Source organism: Clostridium algidicarnis DSM 15099 (genome assembly GCF_002934235.1).
Lineage (GTDB): Bacteria > Bacillota > Clostridia > Clostridiales > Clostridiaceae > Clostridium_L > Clostridium_L algidicarnis.
In genome coordinates this window covers 14,363-31,192 of the sequence record NZ_PTIS01000020.1, presented here as the reverse complement: position 1 = coordinate 31,192, position 16,830 = coordinate 14,363, and the positions used below count along the sequence as shown (strand labels likewise).

Here is a 16,830-nt window from a genome sequence, read left to right as displayed (position 1 = left end):
AAAAATTTAACTGACTCAATTCTCAATCATCTTAATATTTTTTTAACTGATACTATTAATGGGTCATATAATTTTTCCACAAAGAAATAAGAATATACCATTAGAAAAGATACTTTATTATCTATATCTTTTCGATATTGGTCTAAGTAATACTTATAGCTTTCTTGTTTCATTGCTGAAATCTTTTTAGAATCATAAATGGACTTTATTGTAATAGAATGATTATGAACTACATTCAAAGTTGGTATAAAATATACACCAAAGTTATTTTTATAAAGTTTTTCCCCTAAAATAAGTTCTTCTCCATATAGAAATAATTTGTCATCAAAATAATTAACCTGTTTTAAACTAGTAGTTCTTATCATAAAGCAACATCCAGATAAAGAATAAACCTTTATAGGTTCCTTGTGCTTTTGTATCCTTTTTCTTAATATTTTATATAAAATAATATTACAAGGATACAAGACATTTTTTACAATATCTACAAAAGGTGTAACTCTCTTTGATATTAAAGGTAATTCTATCATACTCTTTTTTTGAATAATTCCTGGACCTACCATAGCAACACTTCTATTCTCATTTAAATAATCAGCTAGTTTATTTATAACATTATAATCTTCTATAACTATATCATTATTCATAATTAGTATATAATCAGCTTTTAATTCTTCTGCTTTCTTAATACCCACATTATTTCCATATGAATATCCACCATTTTTATCTGTTTTTAATAAAAATATATCATACTTAAATCTATTTTCACTTATATAATTATCCATTTTTTCATATGAGTTATTTGGAGATAAATTATCTACAATTACTACAAAAAAATCTTCAGCTACTATTGAATTTAAGTTATTTAAACAATTTATCGTAAGTTCATATGTCATATAATTTAATATAACGATCCCAATTTTCGATTGTTTCATGTTTGCCTCCATATCTTCAGTTATCTTGTTATCTAGTTTACAGTGAAAAGATAGTCTAACTTCTATTAACAAAATCACTAATGATAGCTATTCTACATCTTTTTAGCTAATTGTTTATATATGATTATATACTCATTAGCTATATTATCCCAACTAAATTTATTAACTTTAGATGTACAATTTATTGATATATTTTCATAATTATTCAAGATATCCTTTGTTCTATTTACAATTTCTTCTGAAGAATCATATTTAACCGAATATCCAACTTCACCATACTCAAATTGTCCATCAAATCCTTGTCCTTTTGTATAAATTATTGGCACCCCTTGGGACATAGCTTCTGCATATACAAGTCCAAAAGTTTCATGTTTAGAAGGCATTATAAATATATCTGCATTTCTTATATAGGTAATTAACTCTTCTTTGGGACTGTGGGGTACATATTGTATAAATGTATTATTGTCAATTATTGCCCTATATTTTTCGTCTTCTATTCTTCCAATAACTGTATAACTAATTTTATAGCCTTCTTCAATTAACATTTTACATGCTTCTATGGTAGTGTCAATATTTTTATTCTTATCAATTGATCCTACATATATTAGGTTAATTTCGTTATCCTTAGGCTTAGGTTTCTCTTTATATATGTTATTTAACCAAAAGTCATTTATCCCACTTGGTATTACAACACTTTTATCAAGTAATTCTCTTTTTAAATTAATTGGTGCAACCCTATTGATTATATAATCTCTGTAAGATGGTGAATAAAAAACCAATTTCGAAGCATATTTTAATATTTCTATGCCTATCTTTTTCAAGTGTTTCATGTATTTAAAAAATTTATTTATATCAGTATTTTGAATCTCTACAATATAATCAGTTCCCTTTTCTTTTTTTAATCTAAGGGCTACTCCACCATTTATAAATAATGAATGAGCATGAATCACTTTCATCTCTTCTAAATTGATTTTATTAATACAATCTTTATAGATTTTATCGACTTTTGTATAATATATGAGTCTATCTAAATTAGTAAAATCTTTAGAATAAATATACTTTGCATTTCTCATATTATAATTAATGTTAGCACCTTTAAACTTATCATCTGATATAGGCACAAATACTGTTTGTTCCATACTCATCTCATCAAGTTTTGAAAATAACTCCATATATAATTTGGAACCTATATAGTATGAACATATCTGCAGAATATTAATATTATTACTCATAACTTTATCCCTCATAAGCGCTAAGTATTATCTCCATAGCCTTTTTACCTTCTTCTCCATTAACCAAGGGCTCTCTATTATTATTTATAGCGTCTATAAAATCTTTATAAAGTGGAGTATGGCCCTTTCCATAAACACTATCTACTTTTGAGCTTTCATCTTCTTTGTCATAATCTCTTTCATCTTCAAACTGCCATGTTTTTATTTCGTTAACAGCTAGTCCACCTATTACAACTGTTCCTTTTTCTCCAAATATACTTAAAGTTTCCTCTAAGTTTTTAGGATAAACACAAGCACTTCCTTCTACCATACCTATAGCACCATTCTTAAATCTCATAAGTATAGCCCCGAAGTCCTCCATTTCTATGTTTCTTAAATATGTATCTCTCTCAGCATGTATTCTTTCAACTTCTGATCCCATCATCCATTGAAGTAAATCTATGTTGTGTATACATTGATTCATAAGAGTTCCACCATCTAAAGCCTTTGTTCCTCTCCATGGTGCTTGTTTATAGTAATTATTATCTCTTGTCCATAGTATCCTAGCAGTTCCATTTATAATCTTTCCAAACCTACCTTCTTCTATGGCTCTTCTTAGCTTTTGAATAGGAGGATTGAATCTATTTTGATGTGATATACATACCTTTTTATTCTTTTCCTTTGCTAAAGCTATAATATTATCTGCATCTTCCACTGATAGTGCCATAGGCTTTTCTATAAGCACATTCTTACCTTTATTTAAACAATCCATAGCATGTTTTGCATGGTATCCGCTTTCAGTGGATATTTCTACTACATCTATCTCTTCATTTTCTAACATCTTTGTATAGTCTGTATACACTTTCACATTGGATTCTTTTATAACATCTTCATATTGTTTCTTTATTTCAATAGCTTTATCTTCTATAATATCACACACTGATACTAGAACGGCTTCTTTATTGTTATTAATTAGTGCTTCGATGTGTTTATGTGATATTCTTCCGCAACCTATTATTGCAAATTTAAGCATTATAGCACCCCTTTATAATAATTCTATATTTTCTCTCTTCTCAGCAGCTTTCATAGCATTTTTAGTGTCAAATATAACTATAGCATTATCTTGCACAAAATTATAATCAACATTAGTATGTGCTGTTGTAACTACTACTAAGTCAGCATCTTTTAATACTTCTTTACTAAGTTCTTTTAGTCCTTCTTTAGTTTTGCCTTTGAATTTATATTCAGCTACAAAAGGATCATAAAAATCAACTATGCAGCCTTCATTTTCAAAATTCTCTATAACCTTTAAGGCAGGACTTTCTCTAAAATCATCTATATCTTGCTTATAAGATACACCTAGTATTAATACTTTTGAACCATTAAGAGACTTTTTGTATCTATTTAATATTTTTGATGCTCTTTCAATAACATAATAAGGCATGCTGTCGTTTATTATTCCTGAAGTTTCTATTAGTTTTGTATGATAATCGTATTCTCTTGCCTTCCAAGTTAAATAGTATGGATCAAGTGGTATACAGTGTCCGCCTAGTCCTGGACCTGGATAAAAGGCTTGGAATCCATAAGGTTTTGTTTTGGCAGCATCTATTACTTCCCAAATATTTATCCCCATTTTTTCACATATCATTGCCATTTCATTTGCTAGTGCAATATTAATATTTCTATATGTATTTTCAAGTATCTTTTCCATTTCTGCTACCTTTGGTGATGACACCTCATACACATCACCCTCTAAAACCGCTCTGTACATTGCTGCTGCAACCTCTGTAGAATCTTTGCCTATTCCTCCTACTACCTTTGGAGTATTCTTTGTTTTATATAACTTATTGCCTGGATCTACTCTTTCTGGAGAAAATGCTAAAAAGAAGTCTTCTTCACATTTTAAGCCTGATCCTTCCTCTAATATTGGTAATATAAGCTCTTCAGTAGTTCCTGGGTATGTAGTACTTTCTAAAACTACCACAGCTCCCTTTTTAAAATATTTTGATATTGCTATAGTAGAATCTCTTACATAACTAATATCTGGTTGTTGATATTGGTCAAGTGGAGTTGGTACACATATAGCTATAAAGTCTGCATCTTTTACCATGGAAAAATCTGAAGTTGCTGCTAACAATCCATCTTTAACTAATACTTCTAAATCTGAATCTACAACATCCCCTATATAGTTATGCCCTTCATTCACCATTTTCACCTTTGATTCTTGTATATCAAAGCCAATTGTCTTGTATCCTGCTTTAGCCTTTTCAACTGCAAGTGGTAGACCTACATAGCCTAATCCTACAACTGCAACTATAGCAGATTTATTATTGATCTTTTTTAACAAACCTTCTTTTATTTCGCTCATTTATTCATCCCCCTATTGTTTTATAATTATTATTTCTTTTTAAAACTACTCATATATTTATATAAAATTTATCGTATTGTTTTTATAAACTCAATAAATTTCTTATGCTCTATAGCAAAATTTCCTGTTACACTCATTCCATCTTCTACGTCTTTTGTTACTACGCAACCTATATTTAAGTTTGCACCTTTTCCTATTATTAAGCCATTAGATACTGTAGAACTTACGCCAACCCATGTATCATCTCCTATAACAGTTCTTCCTCCTATAAGTGAATTAGCTGCAAGTAAGCATCTATCACCAATCTTGGCTGCATGTCCTATATGAACTAAATTATCTAGCTTGCTATATTCCCCTATTATTGTTTCATCCCACGGATAAACCGCTTTGTCTACACAAGTATTATATTGAATCTCAACATTATCTTTTACAATTAGCTTTCCACAATGTTTAGCAAAAAGTATTTCTTTATTTTCAGTTCTTTTAAATTCAAATCCTTCGCCACTCAATATAGCCCCAGCTCTTATTACACAATTATCACCTATTACTGTATTTTCTTTTATAGCTACGAATTCTTCTATTGTGACGTTATCACCTATCTTCACATTTTTCTCTGATATATGTGCCAATTTGCTTATATTACAGTTATGGCCTATTTGGCTATTAAAATCATATTTCTTAGTGTAGTAATCTTTTTTTGATAAATGATTGTGAAGTTTAAAGAAAGATATCCTAGGGTTTTTACTAATACATATCCCTCTATCATTTATCAATTTGGCTATTTTATCTGTTGTAACAATCATCCTTGCACTTTTAGAAATATTATCAACATACTTTTCATTATCAATAAATGTACAAAATGAAAAATCCAAATCAGCGCTTGCTAGTGCTAAAGATTCAAATTCTTCTTCTTTTAAAGTATCTGTAATATCAAAATTATCATTACTTCTAGAAATTATTTCAGAAATCCTCATAAACTACTCTCCTATCTGAATTCTTTTATTGTGTCTACAATAAATTTTTTTTCTTCTTTACTTAATTCAGCAAACATAGGTATTGCAAAGGTTCTTTCCGATAGATACTCTCCATTTGGCATATCTCCAACCTTATACCCTAAGCTCTTATAAACTTTTTGAAGATGAATAGGTACCGGATAGTAGATTCCTGTAGCTATTCCGTTATCTTTTAAGTGAGATACTATTTCTTCTCTCTTTTCTGATTGAAGTATGTACATATGGTATACATGTTTTAATTTTCCCTCTTCATAAGGTGTTATTAAATCTGTATCTTTTAAGCTTTCATTGTAAAAGCTTGCATTTTCTCTTCTCTTTGCATTCCAAGTATCAAGTTTTCTTAGTTTTATCCTTAATATAGCTGCTTGAAGCTCATCTAGCCTAGAGTTATATCCCACAAGATAATTGTAGTATTTAAGAGGATTATATACTGTATTGTCCGTGCTTTTATCTTCGTCTACGTTTTCTTTTATATCATTAAGCAAATTATAGGCCTTATTCCCATTTTCGCCACTACCATGGGTTCTAAGTGCCCTACATATAACCTCCAAGTTCTTATCCTTAGTTACTATCATTCCACCATCACCAGCGCAGCCTAAGTTCTTTGTAGGAAAGAATGAAAAACAAGCTATATCTCCTAGAGTTCCAACTTTTTTCCCTTTATACTCAGATCCAATTGCCTGGCATGCATCCTCTATAACCTTTAAATTATATCTTTTAGCTATTTCATTTATTTCATCCATATCTGCTGGCTGACCAAAAATATGAACTGGCATAATTGCTTTTGTTTTTGATGTAATCTTTTCTTCTATTTTTGTAACATCCATATTAAACGTATCTAACCTTACATCTACAAATACTGGAGTTGCCCCTACTGAAGATATACTTTCCGCTGTTGCAAAAAATGTGAAGGTAGTAGTTATAACTTCATCTCCTTCACCTATACCTAATGCCTTTAAAGCTATAATTAGTGCATCAGTACCATTTCCTACAGATATACTATTTGTTCCACCTAAGTAGTCACTGAATTCCTTCTCAAATCCTTTTACATTTTGCCCCATTATGTAATTAGCTGAATTTAATACTTCTAAAACATCTTTATCAGACTCTTCCTTTATTGTTTCATATTGCTTCTTTAGATTAATTAATGGTATTTGCAATATCTACACCGTCCTTTAACTTTAATCTTCTAATATTACCTTCTCTAACTTATCAGTTAAAACTTTAAAATCAAAATCTTTTGCTGCTTTTAAAGCATTATTACAATAATTATTATACTCTTCTTTTGGCATGTTATAAAATTTAATTATATTCTCAGCTAAAACTTCTGAGTTAGCATTATCTATTGATACTCCACCTTTGTACCCATTAAAAGTATCATATCCAAATTCACAATCAGAGAGAGAAGGTTTTCCACTTGCAAGATAGTCAAACATCTTGTTCATACTAGATCCATATTTTTTTAAACTACTTTGAGAAAAATGCATTATATTTAAATCACACTTACTTAATATATAAGGTATCTTATTCTTTTCTAAATGTCCTTTAAACACGATATTATTAATATTACCTTCCATGCAATATTTTTCTAAGACTTCTTTATCAGAACCATCTCCGTATATTAAGAATTTTATATTTATATTGCCCTTTTTCTTGATTGTCTCTGCCACATCTACTATTTTTCTAACATTATTTGCTTGTCTTATGGAACCAGCATATACTACCTTAAAAGTATCTTCATTATCCAAGTCCACATCTTTTGTAATATAATTTTCCTTATTATAATTAAATTGTTGGAGATCTACACCATTATTAATATAATGTATTTTTGACATGTTCATGTCCTTATTCCATCCTTTATTAACAATATAATCTTTTCCACCTTCCATAGAAAATACAAGTTTATCAGACCTTTTATAAATCCACTTTTCAACTTTATATAAAATCCGAATAATTGGATTGTTCTTTGAGATATTCTTATAAACAACTATAGACTCTGGCCACAGATCTCGAACTTCCAATATAAACTTTGATTTGAACCTCTTGGCTACTAAATATGGTGACCAAGCAAAAATTGCTTCTAAATCACATATTATTACATCTGGCTTTTCACCAATTTTTTTTGATACCTTAAGTAGCCTTAATGGAAATTGTAACATATTAATTATTCTTGATATCCCATTACCAGAATAATTTGATGTTTTTATATGAACAAAATCCAATCCATCATATGTCTTTTTTATATACAACTTTTTTCTATCCTTAATAAGGTTGATATCTGTATTATGTATAGTACTAGCAGCAAATATTTTTACTTTATATCCCTTTTGTATTAAATATTTAGCCATTATATTATTTCTAACCCTAGTCTCATATTCCGGTGGCATTGAATAATGGTTTATTATCCATATGTTTTTCATTGATTTACCCCTTAATTTATTAATCAATTATGATCTTAATTTCATTAATAGTTTTCTTACAAATATCTATTGCTTTTTCAGTTGATTCAGCTTGTGAAATAACATATCCTATTCTGTCTACACTACTTCTTATTTTATTTATCTTATCACCAATGGACTTAGATATAAGTATACCTTGTATACCTTCATTATTTCTTACTTTTTCTATACCTTCAACCTTTGATAAAGTTCCACTATTTGAATTAAAGTACCTAATCGCAGCACCTTTGTTAAACCTTTTATTTATATTAGGCTTATTCCCCAATGCTAGATCAATGCAAGCTTCTACCATATCTATGCCAGTTGCTAGTGGTACTAATGAAGTTGTAATATTATCGCCTCCGAGTCTAGCACCTAATTCAACAACTTTTGCACCTTTACTTGTAACAATAATCTCTGTATGAGCTGAACTATTATCAATTCCTAGGGCTGTTATAGCTGCTTTAGTAACTTTTTTAATATCTTCCTTCATATCTTCAGATAATAATGATTGTATTGAATGACCCATCTCTACAAAGTATGGATGACCACTAGTTTCTTTATCTGTTATAGCTATAATATGTGTAACCCCCTTAATAGTAATTGTCTCTACACTAACTTCAGGTCCACTCATATATTCTTCAACTACAACTTCACCAGTTTTAGAAAATTTTCTACTATATTCATACGTCTTTTCTAATTCATTTCTGTCCCTCAATAAATAAACCCCTCTACTACCTGAACTATCAGAAGGCTTGATTATAATATCTCCATGAAAAGAATTCACTGCTTTTTCAAATTCTTCATATGTTAAAACAGAAGAAAAAAAAGGTATTGGAACATTACAATTTGAAAGTTGTTCTCTCATCCTAGCCTTATCTGTAGCCATTATAGCTGTTTTTTGAGTTATTGTAGTTAAATTCAACCGCTCACCAACTGCTGCAACTGAACGCATTGGCATATCCGTTGCAAGTGTCATTATTCCATCAATACCCAATTCTACTGCTTTATCTAATATACCTCCTGTATCAATAGTACTTAATTCATAAAACTCATCTACATATTTAACTCCAACAGCATTCTTATTCATATCAACGCCGATTACATATAACCCTTTTTCCTTAGCTTTTAATATGGCAGGTAACTGCAACTCGCTAACTCCAAGAATCATTAATTTTTGTTGTTTCATGTTGTTTCCTCCCTAAAAAAGCCTTAATTGTTTTTGCTATGTATTCCATATCATCTGCTGAATATCTTTGATCACACGGAATTGATAACATATTATCAGATAAATAAGCAGAAATACCATAGTTTAAATAAACCTCGTCTGGAAGTGGCCACAATACCGGGCAGTATATACCATTCTCTGCAAGCCATTCTTGTATCTGATCTCTATTATTCTCTACTATAATAGGAAAACAAAATGGACAGTCATTTTCTGTTATCATTTTGTTTACTATAGGCATACCGAGGGATTTATCAATCAAATTATAAAGTATATTAAAATTTTCTCTGCGCTTTCGTTTCATATAATCAAAATCCATTTGATTTATTATTGATAAAGAAAATGGTGATATTCCTAATATCCTATCATCTAACTCAATGGAAGCTTCCGCTTCTGATAGTAACTTTCTATATTGGGTTTTTAAAGCCTTTTCTCTATTATTAATATAATTGGATTTTAATCTCATTGCTTCTTTTCTATGATGATAAAAGACATTATCATTAAATTCTAATTTATTCTCAAAATTGCATTTACAATTTATTGCAACGGCACCATCAGGAAGTGCAAACCATTTTCTTAAGCTAGCTACAATAAAGTCAGGTTCAAATGTCATTGAATCATTAAAATAGCTATGGGTACAGTCGGATAAAATTACTAACTGTTTAGAATGTTCTTTAGCTAAACATACTGCATCTTGATTTCTGCTCATACCAAACCAATCAATTACAAGCATAACATCCGGATCTTTACACAATGCTCTTTCTATATCTTTTAAATTTGGATTAAAATTTTCATCTATCCCGAAATATTCAATAGAATATCCTTTGTTTAAAAATGGCTGAAGCATTGACTTACATATATATGTAGGAAGTAACGCAACTTTTTTAGAAGTCACTATTTCATTTAATATAAATCCTATGGCCTCTCTCCCACTTCTAGTATATCTATAGTCAGCATATTTTTTTTGAGTTGTATTCAAATTTCCATCTAATTTATTACTTACTTCTGATTCTATATGAAATTCGCTACCTATCTCTCTAAGCATATTTCATCTCCTATTTAATCAAGTTATATGTTTTTTTATTTACCTTGGACTTTTCTATATCTAAATTAGGTGTGTATATATTTTTTCTGCAAAGTACTGATACTAGTGTTACAAAAAAGATTTTTAAATCCATAATAAAAGAAACATTTTTAGCGTAATACACATCATTATCAGTTTTTTTACGCCCATCTGAAGAATTTCTATAATATGCTTGATTATACCCTGTTACACCAGGTAATACATTAAGCAACACCTTATCCTCTTCTAAATATCGTTCTAGCCAATCTGTAGGATCGGGTCTTGGACCTATAAAACTCATATCTCCTTTGATAATGTTTAAAATCTGTGGAATCTCATCTATGCTTGTCTTTCTTAAAATCTTACCTACTTTTGTTTGTCTAGGATCTTCTTCACCATTAAATGTAGATCCATCCTCTAGTCGCCAATCCGGAGCATTGACTTTCATTGAACGGAACTTATACATTTTAAATGATTTACCATATCGCCCAAGACGCTCACCAAAATAAAACACCGGACCTTTATCTTCCACTTTAATAGCTACTACCACTATCATATAGACAATTAAAAAAATTGGCATAAGTATTATTGCAAAAACAATATCAAATAATCGTTTAAATATGTTTACATACAAGATATCCACTCCTTATATTAATAATTTCCTCTTCTAAATCTCATACTTATTATTTAACAATTTCTTTCAAGCATTCTGTAACATACTCAACTTCTTCGTCACTAAGCAAGGTATGAAGAGGTAATGTAATCTCATTTCTATACATATTAAATGCATTAGGATAATCTTTTATATTAAATCCTAGGTTTTTATACGCAGTATGCATAGGTAGAGGCTTATAATGTACATTAGTTGCAATGCCTTTTTCAGCCATTTCTTTAATAACCATATTTCTATAATCTTCATCTTTATCATTCAATCTAACTAAATATAAGTGTCCGCTAGAAGAAGATTTATCAGTGAAATGTTTCAAGCTAGTAGCTCCACCATTTTCTAGAGCTTTATCATACATATTTATAATTTGTTTTCTTCTTTCTAAGATTGCATCATATCTTTTTAATTGTGCAAGTCCTAAAGATGCCATAATATCTGTCATATTACACTTATAAGCAGGATAAATGATATCATATTCCCATGATCCTGGGTCTGTTTTAGCAAAGGCATCTTTTGTTTGCCCATGAAGTGATAACAACATGTATTGTGTGTATATATCATTATTATTAATATTAGGAATATCTCTCCAAGTTGCTGCACCACCCTCAGCAGTAGTTAAGTTTTTTACTGCATGGAAGGAAAAACAGGTAAAGTCTGCAACTTCTCCACTTTTTTTACCCTTATATGTAGCCCCTAAAGAATGAGCCCCATCTGCCAAAACAATAACTCGGTTTATAGCCTTTTGGATCTCATTTGATGGACTGAAAAGGTTCTGCTTATTATTAACTATTTCAAATATCTTATCATAATCACACATAACCCCTGCAATATCAACAGGTATAATTGCCTTTGTTTTGTCTGTTATTGCATGTTCTAATTTTTCATAATCCATTTGGAATGAATCTTTTGCTGTATCAACAAGGACTATCTTTGCTCCTACATGATGTATAACACTTGCTGAAGCTGTATATGTGTATGCAGATGTAATTACTTCATCACCCTCACCCACACCTAAAAGTCTAAGCGTAAGTTCCATAGCTGATGTGGCTGAGTTAAAGCATACTGCTTTAGATGCATTTGTGTAATTAGCTATCTTTTCTTCAAACAATTTTGTTTTAGGTCCAGTTGTTATCCATCCTGATCTTAAAGTGTCTACTACCTCATCTATTTCTTCTTGTGTAATATCTGGTGGTGAAAACGAAATTTTCATAATCTAAACTCCTCTTTACTTTATCATTTTAAATACTAGCCACCACTTCTTTCTCTGAAATCTTATCTTTATTTACATCTAGTTTAGTTGAAGTGGCTTCCCTATATGTTGGCACCATTTGTTTTATGCTATTTTTTATTTCTTCTATATTGTCATTGTCTAATACAAATTTTAATGAGTTAAGATTTCTCTTTAGCTCTTCTATGTTTGTGTAGGTTGGTCTTCCTATGAAGATTTTGTCGTGCCTAGTTTCTTCTAGTCCTTCTTCTGACATTAGTAGCTCTTCATACAGCTTTTCTCCGGGTCTTAGGCCTGTTACTTTTATTTCTATATCTTCATTTGGTACAAGTCCTGATAGTTTTATAAGGGCTGTGGCTAAGTCGTATATTTTAATAGGACTTCCCATATCTAATACGAAGATTTCTCCACCTTTTGCATAGGCTCCTGCCTGAATTACTAGCTGAGCTGCTTCTGGTATTAACATGAAGAATCTTGTTATCTCTTTATGGGTTAATGTAATTGGTCCACCTTTAGCTATTTGCTTTTTAAATAACGGTATTACTGAGCCGTTGCTGCCTAGAACATTTCCAAATCTTACTGCTACGAATTCTGTTTTACTTACTTTATCCATAGCTTGTATTATCATTTCACAAATTCTTTTAGAGGCTCCCATTACATTAGTAGGGTTTACAGCTTTATCTGTAGATATCATAACGAATCTTTTTACACCATATTTATCTGCAGTTTCTGCTAAGTTTAATGTTCCAAAAACATTGTTCTTTATGGCTTCTCCTGGGCTTTCTTCCATTAAGGGTACATGCTTATGGGCTGCTGCATTAAATACTACCTCTGGCTTATATTTACAAAATATTGTTTCTAATCTTTTTTTGTCTCTGATAGACCCTATTAAAACTTTTAGGTTTAGACTAGGATAGTTATATTTCAATTCGTTTTGTATATCGTAGGCATTATTTTCATATATATCGAATATTATAAGTTCTTTTGGATTAAAAATGGCTATCTGCCTGCAAAGCTCTGAGCCTATAGAGCCTCCACCGCCGGTAACCATTACAACTTTATTATGTATGTATTCTGATATTCCTTTATCATCAAGATTTATCTTATCTCTACCAAGTAGATCCTCAACACTAACATCTCTCATGGTATTTAATTTAGCCTGTCCATTAAGTATTTCATAAAGTCCTGGTATTATTTGAAGCTTGCATCCAGTCTTTTTACAAATATTAATGATTTCCGCCTTGTTTTTCTGATTAAGAGAAGGTATTGCAATTAGTATTGTATCTATTCTTTGTTCTTTTGCAATTCTTTCTATATCATTTCTATTGCCCATAACTTTTACACCACATGTACTTTTACCTTTTTTATATGAACTATCATCGATTATTGCCACAGGATTGTAACTCTTTTCTTTTCTTGTGAGCATTTCTTTTATTATCATATTCCCGCCAGATCCTGCTCCTATAACCATTACCCTATTTCTATTTCTATTATGCCTTACATAAACAGATAAAACTCCTCGTCTATATAACCTAAAGAAAAGCCTGAATCCTAAGGTAAGAGCTGTAGACATAACCACTGCTATAATATGGACATTTATTGGTATAAAGCTTCCTAATGTATATCCGAATAATGCAGATGCAACTCCTGCTAAAATATTAGCACCAACCACCATCATAAGCTCATCTACACTGGCGTAGTTCCACAAGCTTTCATATAGCTTCATTATATAAAATATAACTATATAAATTAAAGAAATTATTATTGTATCCTTTTTAAATGAATCAAAATAAAGTCTTGGAACATCATAATAAATTAAACTAAAGGCTATTATATAAGCTACATTTATAGAAAATATATCTATTATAACTAAAGTAGCCTTTTTAAATTTTTGCATAACTTCTCCCCCACTATGTATATATCTATTAGTTTTCAAAGTTTAATTACATGTTAAAACACTTTTTTTACCTGTTTTCTGTATAATTATATCATTTTTAAAAGTCAAAGTCCATTAACACACAATTCAGTTTTACAACTTATCTTTAATATATAGATTATACTTTACATTGCATCATAATGGTATTAAATAATTATACTGATTTTTATAATAAAATCTTATAATATCAAACACAAAAATAAGTAGAACAAAGAACTGTACTACTCATTCTTATGTTTTTACTATGTTTTTATTTTAATATAGCTTAAAATATTATATTTTTATCTATTTTTTAATAATATTAGTTAAATATTTAAGGAAATCCTCCTTTAGGTCATCCCTTCTAAGCGCGTACTCAACAGTTGCTTCTAAGAAGCCTTGTTTGTCTCCTACATCATATCTTCTGCCTATGAAATTATAACCATACATATTTTCCTTCTTGGCAAGCTCTTTTAAGGCATCTGTAAGCTGGATTTCTCCGCCTTTTCCTGCCTTTGTATGTTCTAGTATTTCAAATATTGATGGATTTATTATGTATCTACCTAGTATAGCTACATTTGATGGCGCACAATCTACCGAAGGCTTTTCTACTAAATCCTTTACATTATATACTCTATCTTCTATAATACTTCCATCTACTATTCCATATTTATTTACATCTTTTTTATCTACTTCTTGAACTCCTAGTATACTTGTTTCATACTTATCATAAACCTCGATCATCTGCTTTAAACAAGGCTTATCTTCATTATAAACTATGTCATCTCCAAGAAGAACTGCAAAAGGTTCATTTCCTATAAAGCTTTTTGCACAATATATGGCATGACCTAAACCCTTAGGTTCCTTTTGTCTAATGTAGTGAATATTTACCATATCAGAAATTCTTCTTACCTCTTCTAATAAATCAGTCTTTCCCTTTTTCTCAAGTTCAAGCTCTAGTTCTACGGATTTATCGAAATGATTTTCTATTGAGGTTTTATTTCTTCCTGTGATAATTAAAATTTCTTCTATACCTGAGTCTACAGCCTCTTCTATTATGTATTGAAGTGTTGGCTTATCTACTATAGGTAGCATTTCCTTTGGTTGAGCCTTTGTAGCAGGTAAGAATCTAGTACCAAGTCCTGCTGCAGGTATTATTGCTTTACGTACTTTCATCATCATCTTCCTCTCTTTAACTGTTATATCATATATATAATTATATTTTTGCTACCTTATTTGTTTTACTTCTTATATTTGTTGAAAACTTCAACTATATCAGAATAACATCATGTGCCCTTTGGATTATTAACCTTACAATTGCCATTTACCATAGCCCCTGTAATTTTAATTACCTCTTTAACGGAAGTTGCTCCTTTTTCTATTATTGCCTTATCTATATCTTGTTCAGTTACTTTGTTGCAATAACAAACATATTCCAACTTAGTTGAATCATTTTGCTTTTCCACATTTTCCGTATTGCTCATAGTACCCTCCATATTAGTTAAAGTAAGCCTCAAAATTATGTATACTTTATTCCTTGATGAATATATTGTACCTCTACTTTATGCTAAAGACAATAATAGTATCTAGACTTATACATATCTTAATTGTAACTTACTTGAATATATGGCATATCATTTTATTGGAACTACTATTTTACCCACCTTTTCCGATCCTCTAATAAATGTTACATTTAAGTTTACGCTTTCTATAGGCACTGCAAATGTAACACTTGCTTTACATTTCCCGCCTACAGGAACTTCTTTTGGTGTTCTGTTATCGTCATATACCGGATAATAACCAAGAACATTCCCCTCATCATCTAATACTTGAAATGCATATTCATCAATATATAAGTCTTGTCCTAAACTTTCACCAAAGCTAATATTTGAATAGGTATAATCTAATATAACCACCATTTTAGCTTCTATATCTGAAAATTCATTTCTTTTTTCTGTGGCTCTAGCCCCTTCTATAGTAAGAATATAATTACCATTATCAGTTTGAACATTAAATGGTTCATTTAATATTATCTCTTTAACTTCAGCTTTGAGTTTCTCATCAGTGGCAATATTTGAATTTAAAGAAGAACTTTTTATATTAATTAATAGCGTCATTAACTGATCATTATTAACTACTTCCCATTGACCATCTTTTTTAATTAATGAAACATCTTCTGTTCTATCAGTATATTTAATGTTATCAATACACTTGGATAATATATCATCATCCATATTCTTTGATTGTTCTTCTGTTAATTTATTAGTGGAAAAAGCTTGTGTTAATCCATTAGCAAATGCTTGTTGTATATAATCTAACATTACCGCAGCTATATCCGGACCATTAACTTTTACATTTACGGTAGCAGCATCACCATCTATTTTTTCAGAATTTATGGTATAAGATATTTTTTTCATAGCCTCCACTAACTTTTGACTGTTTTCTTCTGATATATCTCCCTCTTTTCTTTCTTCATTTTCTTTTGTTTCATCTAATAATTTACTAAAATCACTATTTTTACCTGTTTTAATATTTTCAAAATAATTTTTCATAGTATTAGATGGTGATTCAGTACCACACCCGTACACTCCAATGGCTAATATAAAAATCAGTGCAATGGAAGTTATCTTTTTAAGTTTTTTCATAATTATTCTCCCTTAAATTTATTGATAGTGTTAACACTATCTATTTATTCCCTACCACCATTTTACAATATATTTCAATATTAATCAAAATATTCATCTACAAAAAAACTACCAAATTCATTTCTGAA

General features: G+C 30.0%; 14 protein-coding genes and 1 pseudogene. All 15 read right to left on the bottom strand.

What is annotated here, in order from left to right; translation table 11 throughout:
- Nucleotides 1–26: 26 nt before the first annotated feature.
- Nucleotides 27–929: a glycosyltransferase gene (locus BD821_RS11660; RefSeq protein ID WP_169994165.1), complete on the bottom strand. Its 903-nt coding sequence runs from the start codon at nucleotides 927–929 to the stop codon at nucleotides 27–29.
- 92 nt (nucleotides 930–1,021) lie between these two features.
- Nucleotides 1,022–2,161, bottom strand: coding sequence for a glycosyltransferase family 4 protein (locus tag BD821_RS11655; protein ID WP_169994162.1), 1,140 nt, complete (start codon nucleotides 2,159–2,161; stop codon nucleotides 1,022–1,024).
- Nucleotides 2,162–2,171: 10 nt separating this feature from the next.
- Nucleotides 2,172–3,173 (bottom strand): annotated as a pseudogene (locus BD821_RS11650) (Gfo/Idh/MocA family protein); the annotation flags it as partial.
- A gap of 12 nt (nucleotides 3,174–3,185) precedes the next feature.
- The gene (locus BD821_RS11645; protein ID WP_104410625.1) at nucleotides 3,186–4,508 is read right to left on the bottom strand and encodes a nucleotide sugar dehydrogenase; all 1,323 of its coding nucleotides are present in this window, start codon (nucleotides 4,506–4,508) and stop codon (nucleotides 3,186–3,188) included.
- Nucleotides 4,509–4,576: 68 nt separating this feature from the next.
- The gene (locus tag BD821_RS11640) at nucleotides 4,577–5,482 is read right to left on the bottom strand and encodes a UDP-3-O-(3-hydroxymyristoyl)glucosamine N-acyltransferase (protein ID WP_104410624.1); all 906 of its coding nucleotides are present in this window, start codon (nucleotides 5,480–5,482) and stop codon (nucleotides 4,577–4,579) included.
- An 11-nt stretch (nucleotides 5,483–5,493) separates the two neighbouring features.
- Nucleotides 5,494–6,681 carry a DegT/DnrJ/EryC1/StrS family aminotransferase gene (locus BD821_RS11635; RefSeq protein WP_104410623.1) on the bottom strand — a complete coding sequence of 396 codons (1,188 nt, stop codon included), beginning with the start codon at nucleotides 6,679–6,681 and terminating at the stop codon, nucleotides 5,494–5,496.
- Nucleotides 6,682–6,702: 21 nt separating this feature from the next.
- The gene (locus tag BD821_RS11630) at nucleotides 6,703–7,941 is read right to left on the bottom strand and encodes a glycosyltransferase family 4 protein (RefSeq protein WP_104410622.1); all 1,239 of its coding nucleotides are present in this window, start codon (nucleotides 7,939–7,941) and stop codon (nucleotides 6,703–6,705) included.
- A 19-nt stretch (nucleotides 7,942–7,960) separates the two neighbouring features.
- Nucleotides 7,961–9,148 (bottom strand): ATP-grasp domain-containing protein, encoded by a 1,188-nt coding sequence (locus tag BD821_RS11625; protein ID WP_207655283.1) that lies wholly within the window; start codon nucleotides 9,146–9,148, stop codon nucleotides 7,961–7,963.
- Nucleotides 9,114–10,229 carry a PLP-dependent aminotransferase family protein gene (locus tag BD821_RS11620; RefSeq protein ID WP_104410621.1) on the bottom strand — a complete coding sequence of 372 codons (1,116 nt, stop codon included), beginning with the start codon at nucleotides 10,227–10,229 and terminating at the stop codon, nucleotides 9,114–9,116. The genes BD821_RS11625 and BD821_RS11620 overlap by 35 nt, the downstream gene beginning before the upstream one ends.
- Before the next feature lie 10 nt (nucleotides 10,230–10,239).
- Entirely contained in the window at nucleotides 10,240–10,890 is a 651-nt protein-coding gene (locus BD821_RS11615) for a sugar transferase (RefSeq protein ID WP_278335172.1), read from the bottom strand.
- 40 nt (nucleotides 10,891–10,930) lie between these two features.
- A complete protein-coding gene (locus BD821_RS11610; RefSeq protein WP_104410619.1) occupies nucleotides 10,931–12,124 on the bottom strand; it encodes a DegT/DnrJ/EryC1/StrS family aminotransferase in 1,194 nt (397 codons plus the stop codon).
- A gap of 28 nt (nucleotides 12,125–12,152) precedes the next feature.
- Nucleotides 12,153–14,039: a polysaccharide biosynthesis protein gene (locus BD821_RS11605; RefSeq protein WP_104410618.1), complete on the bottom strand. Its 1,887-nt coding sequence runs from the start codon at nucleotides 14,037–14,039 to the stop codon at nucleotides 12,153–12,155.
- Between the two features lie 324 nt (nucleotides 14,040–14,363).
- Nucleotides 14,364–15,239, bottom strand: a complete 876-nt coding sequence (gene galU / locus BD821_RS11600; RefSeq protein ID WP_104410617.1) for a UTP--glucose-1-phosphate uridylyltransferase GalU — start codon at nucleotides 15,237–15,239, stop codon at nucleotides 14,364–14,366.
- Nucleotides 15,240–15,343: 104 nt separating this feature from the next.
- On the bottom strand, nucleotides 15,344–15,541 hold the full coding sequence (locus tag BD821_RS11595; RefSeq protein WP_169994159.1) for a (2Fe-2S)-binding protein: 198 nt from the start codon (nucleotides 15,539–15,541) through the stop codon (nucleotides 15,344–15,346).
- Between the two features lie 150 nt (nucleotides 15,542–15,691).
- Complete coding sequence (locus BD821_RS11590; RefSeq protein ID WP_104410615.1) at nucleotides 15,692–16,702, bottom strand: DUF4878 domain-containing protein; 1,011 nt, start codon at nucleotides 16,700–16,702, stop codon at nucleotides 15,692–15,694.
- Nucleotides 16,703–16,830 lie beyond the last annotated feature (128 nt).

Bases quoted from the DNA above. Each gene is read 5' to 3' on its own strand.
- BD821_RS11660 (WP_169994165.1), bottom strand. From the start codon at position 929: ATGAAACAATCGAAAATTGGGATCGTTATATTAAATTATATGACATAT.
- BD821_RS11655 (WP_169994162.1), bottom strand. From the start codon at position 2,161: ATGAGTAATAATATTAATATTCTGCAGATATGTTCATACTATATAGGT.
- BD821_RS11645 (WP_104410625.1), bottom strand. From the start codon at position 4,508: ATGAGCGAAATAAAAGAAGGTTTGTTAAAAAAGATCAATAATAAATCT.
- BD821_RS11640 (WP_104410624.1), bottom strand. From the start codon at position 5,482: ATGAGGATTTCTGAAATAATTTCTAGAAGTAATGATAATTTTGATATT.
- BD821_RS11630 (WP_104410622.1), bottom strand. From the start codon at position 7,941: ATGAAAAACATATGGATAATAAACCATTATTCAATGCCACCGGAATAT.
- BD821_RS11625 (WP_207655283.1), bottom strand. From the start codon at position 9,148: ATGAAACAACAAAAATTAATGATTCTTGGAGTTAGCGAGTTGCAGTTA.
- BD821_RS11620 (WP_104410621.1), bottom strand. From the start codon at position 10,229: ATGCTTAGAGAGATAGGTAGCGAATTTCATATAGAATCAGAAGTAAGT.
- BD821_RS11610 (WP_104410619.1), bottom strand. From the start codon at position 12,124: ATGAAAATTTCGTTTTCACCACCAGATATTACACAAGAAGAAATAGAT.
- BD821_RS11605 (WP_104410618.1), bottom strand. From the start codon at position 14,039: ATGCAAAAATTTAAAAAGGCTACTTTAGTTATAATAGATATATTTTCT.
- galU (WP_104410617.1), bottom strand. From the start codon at position 15,239: ATGATGATGAAAGTACGTAAAGCAATAATACCTGCAGCAGGACTTGGT.
- BD821_RS11595 (WP_169994159.1), bottom strand. From the start codon at position 15,541: ATGAGCAATACGGAAAATGTGGAAAAGCAAAATGATTCAACTAAGTTG.
- BD821_RS11590 (WP_104410615.1), bottom strand. From the start codon at position 16,702: ATGAAAAAACTTAAAAAGATAACTTCCATTGCACTGATTTTTATATTA.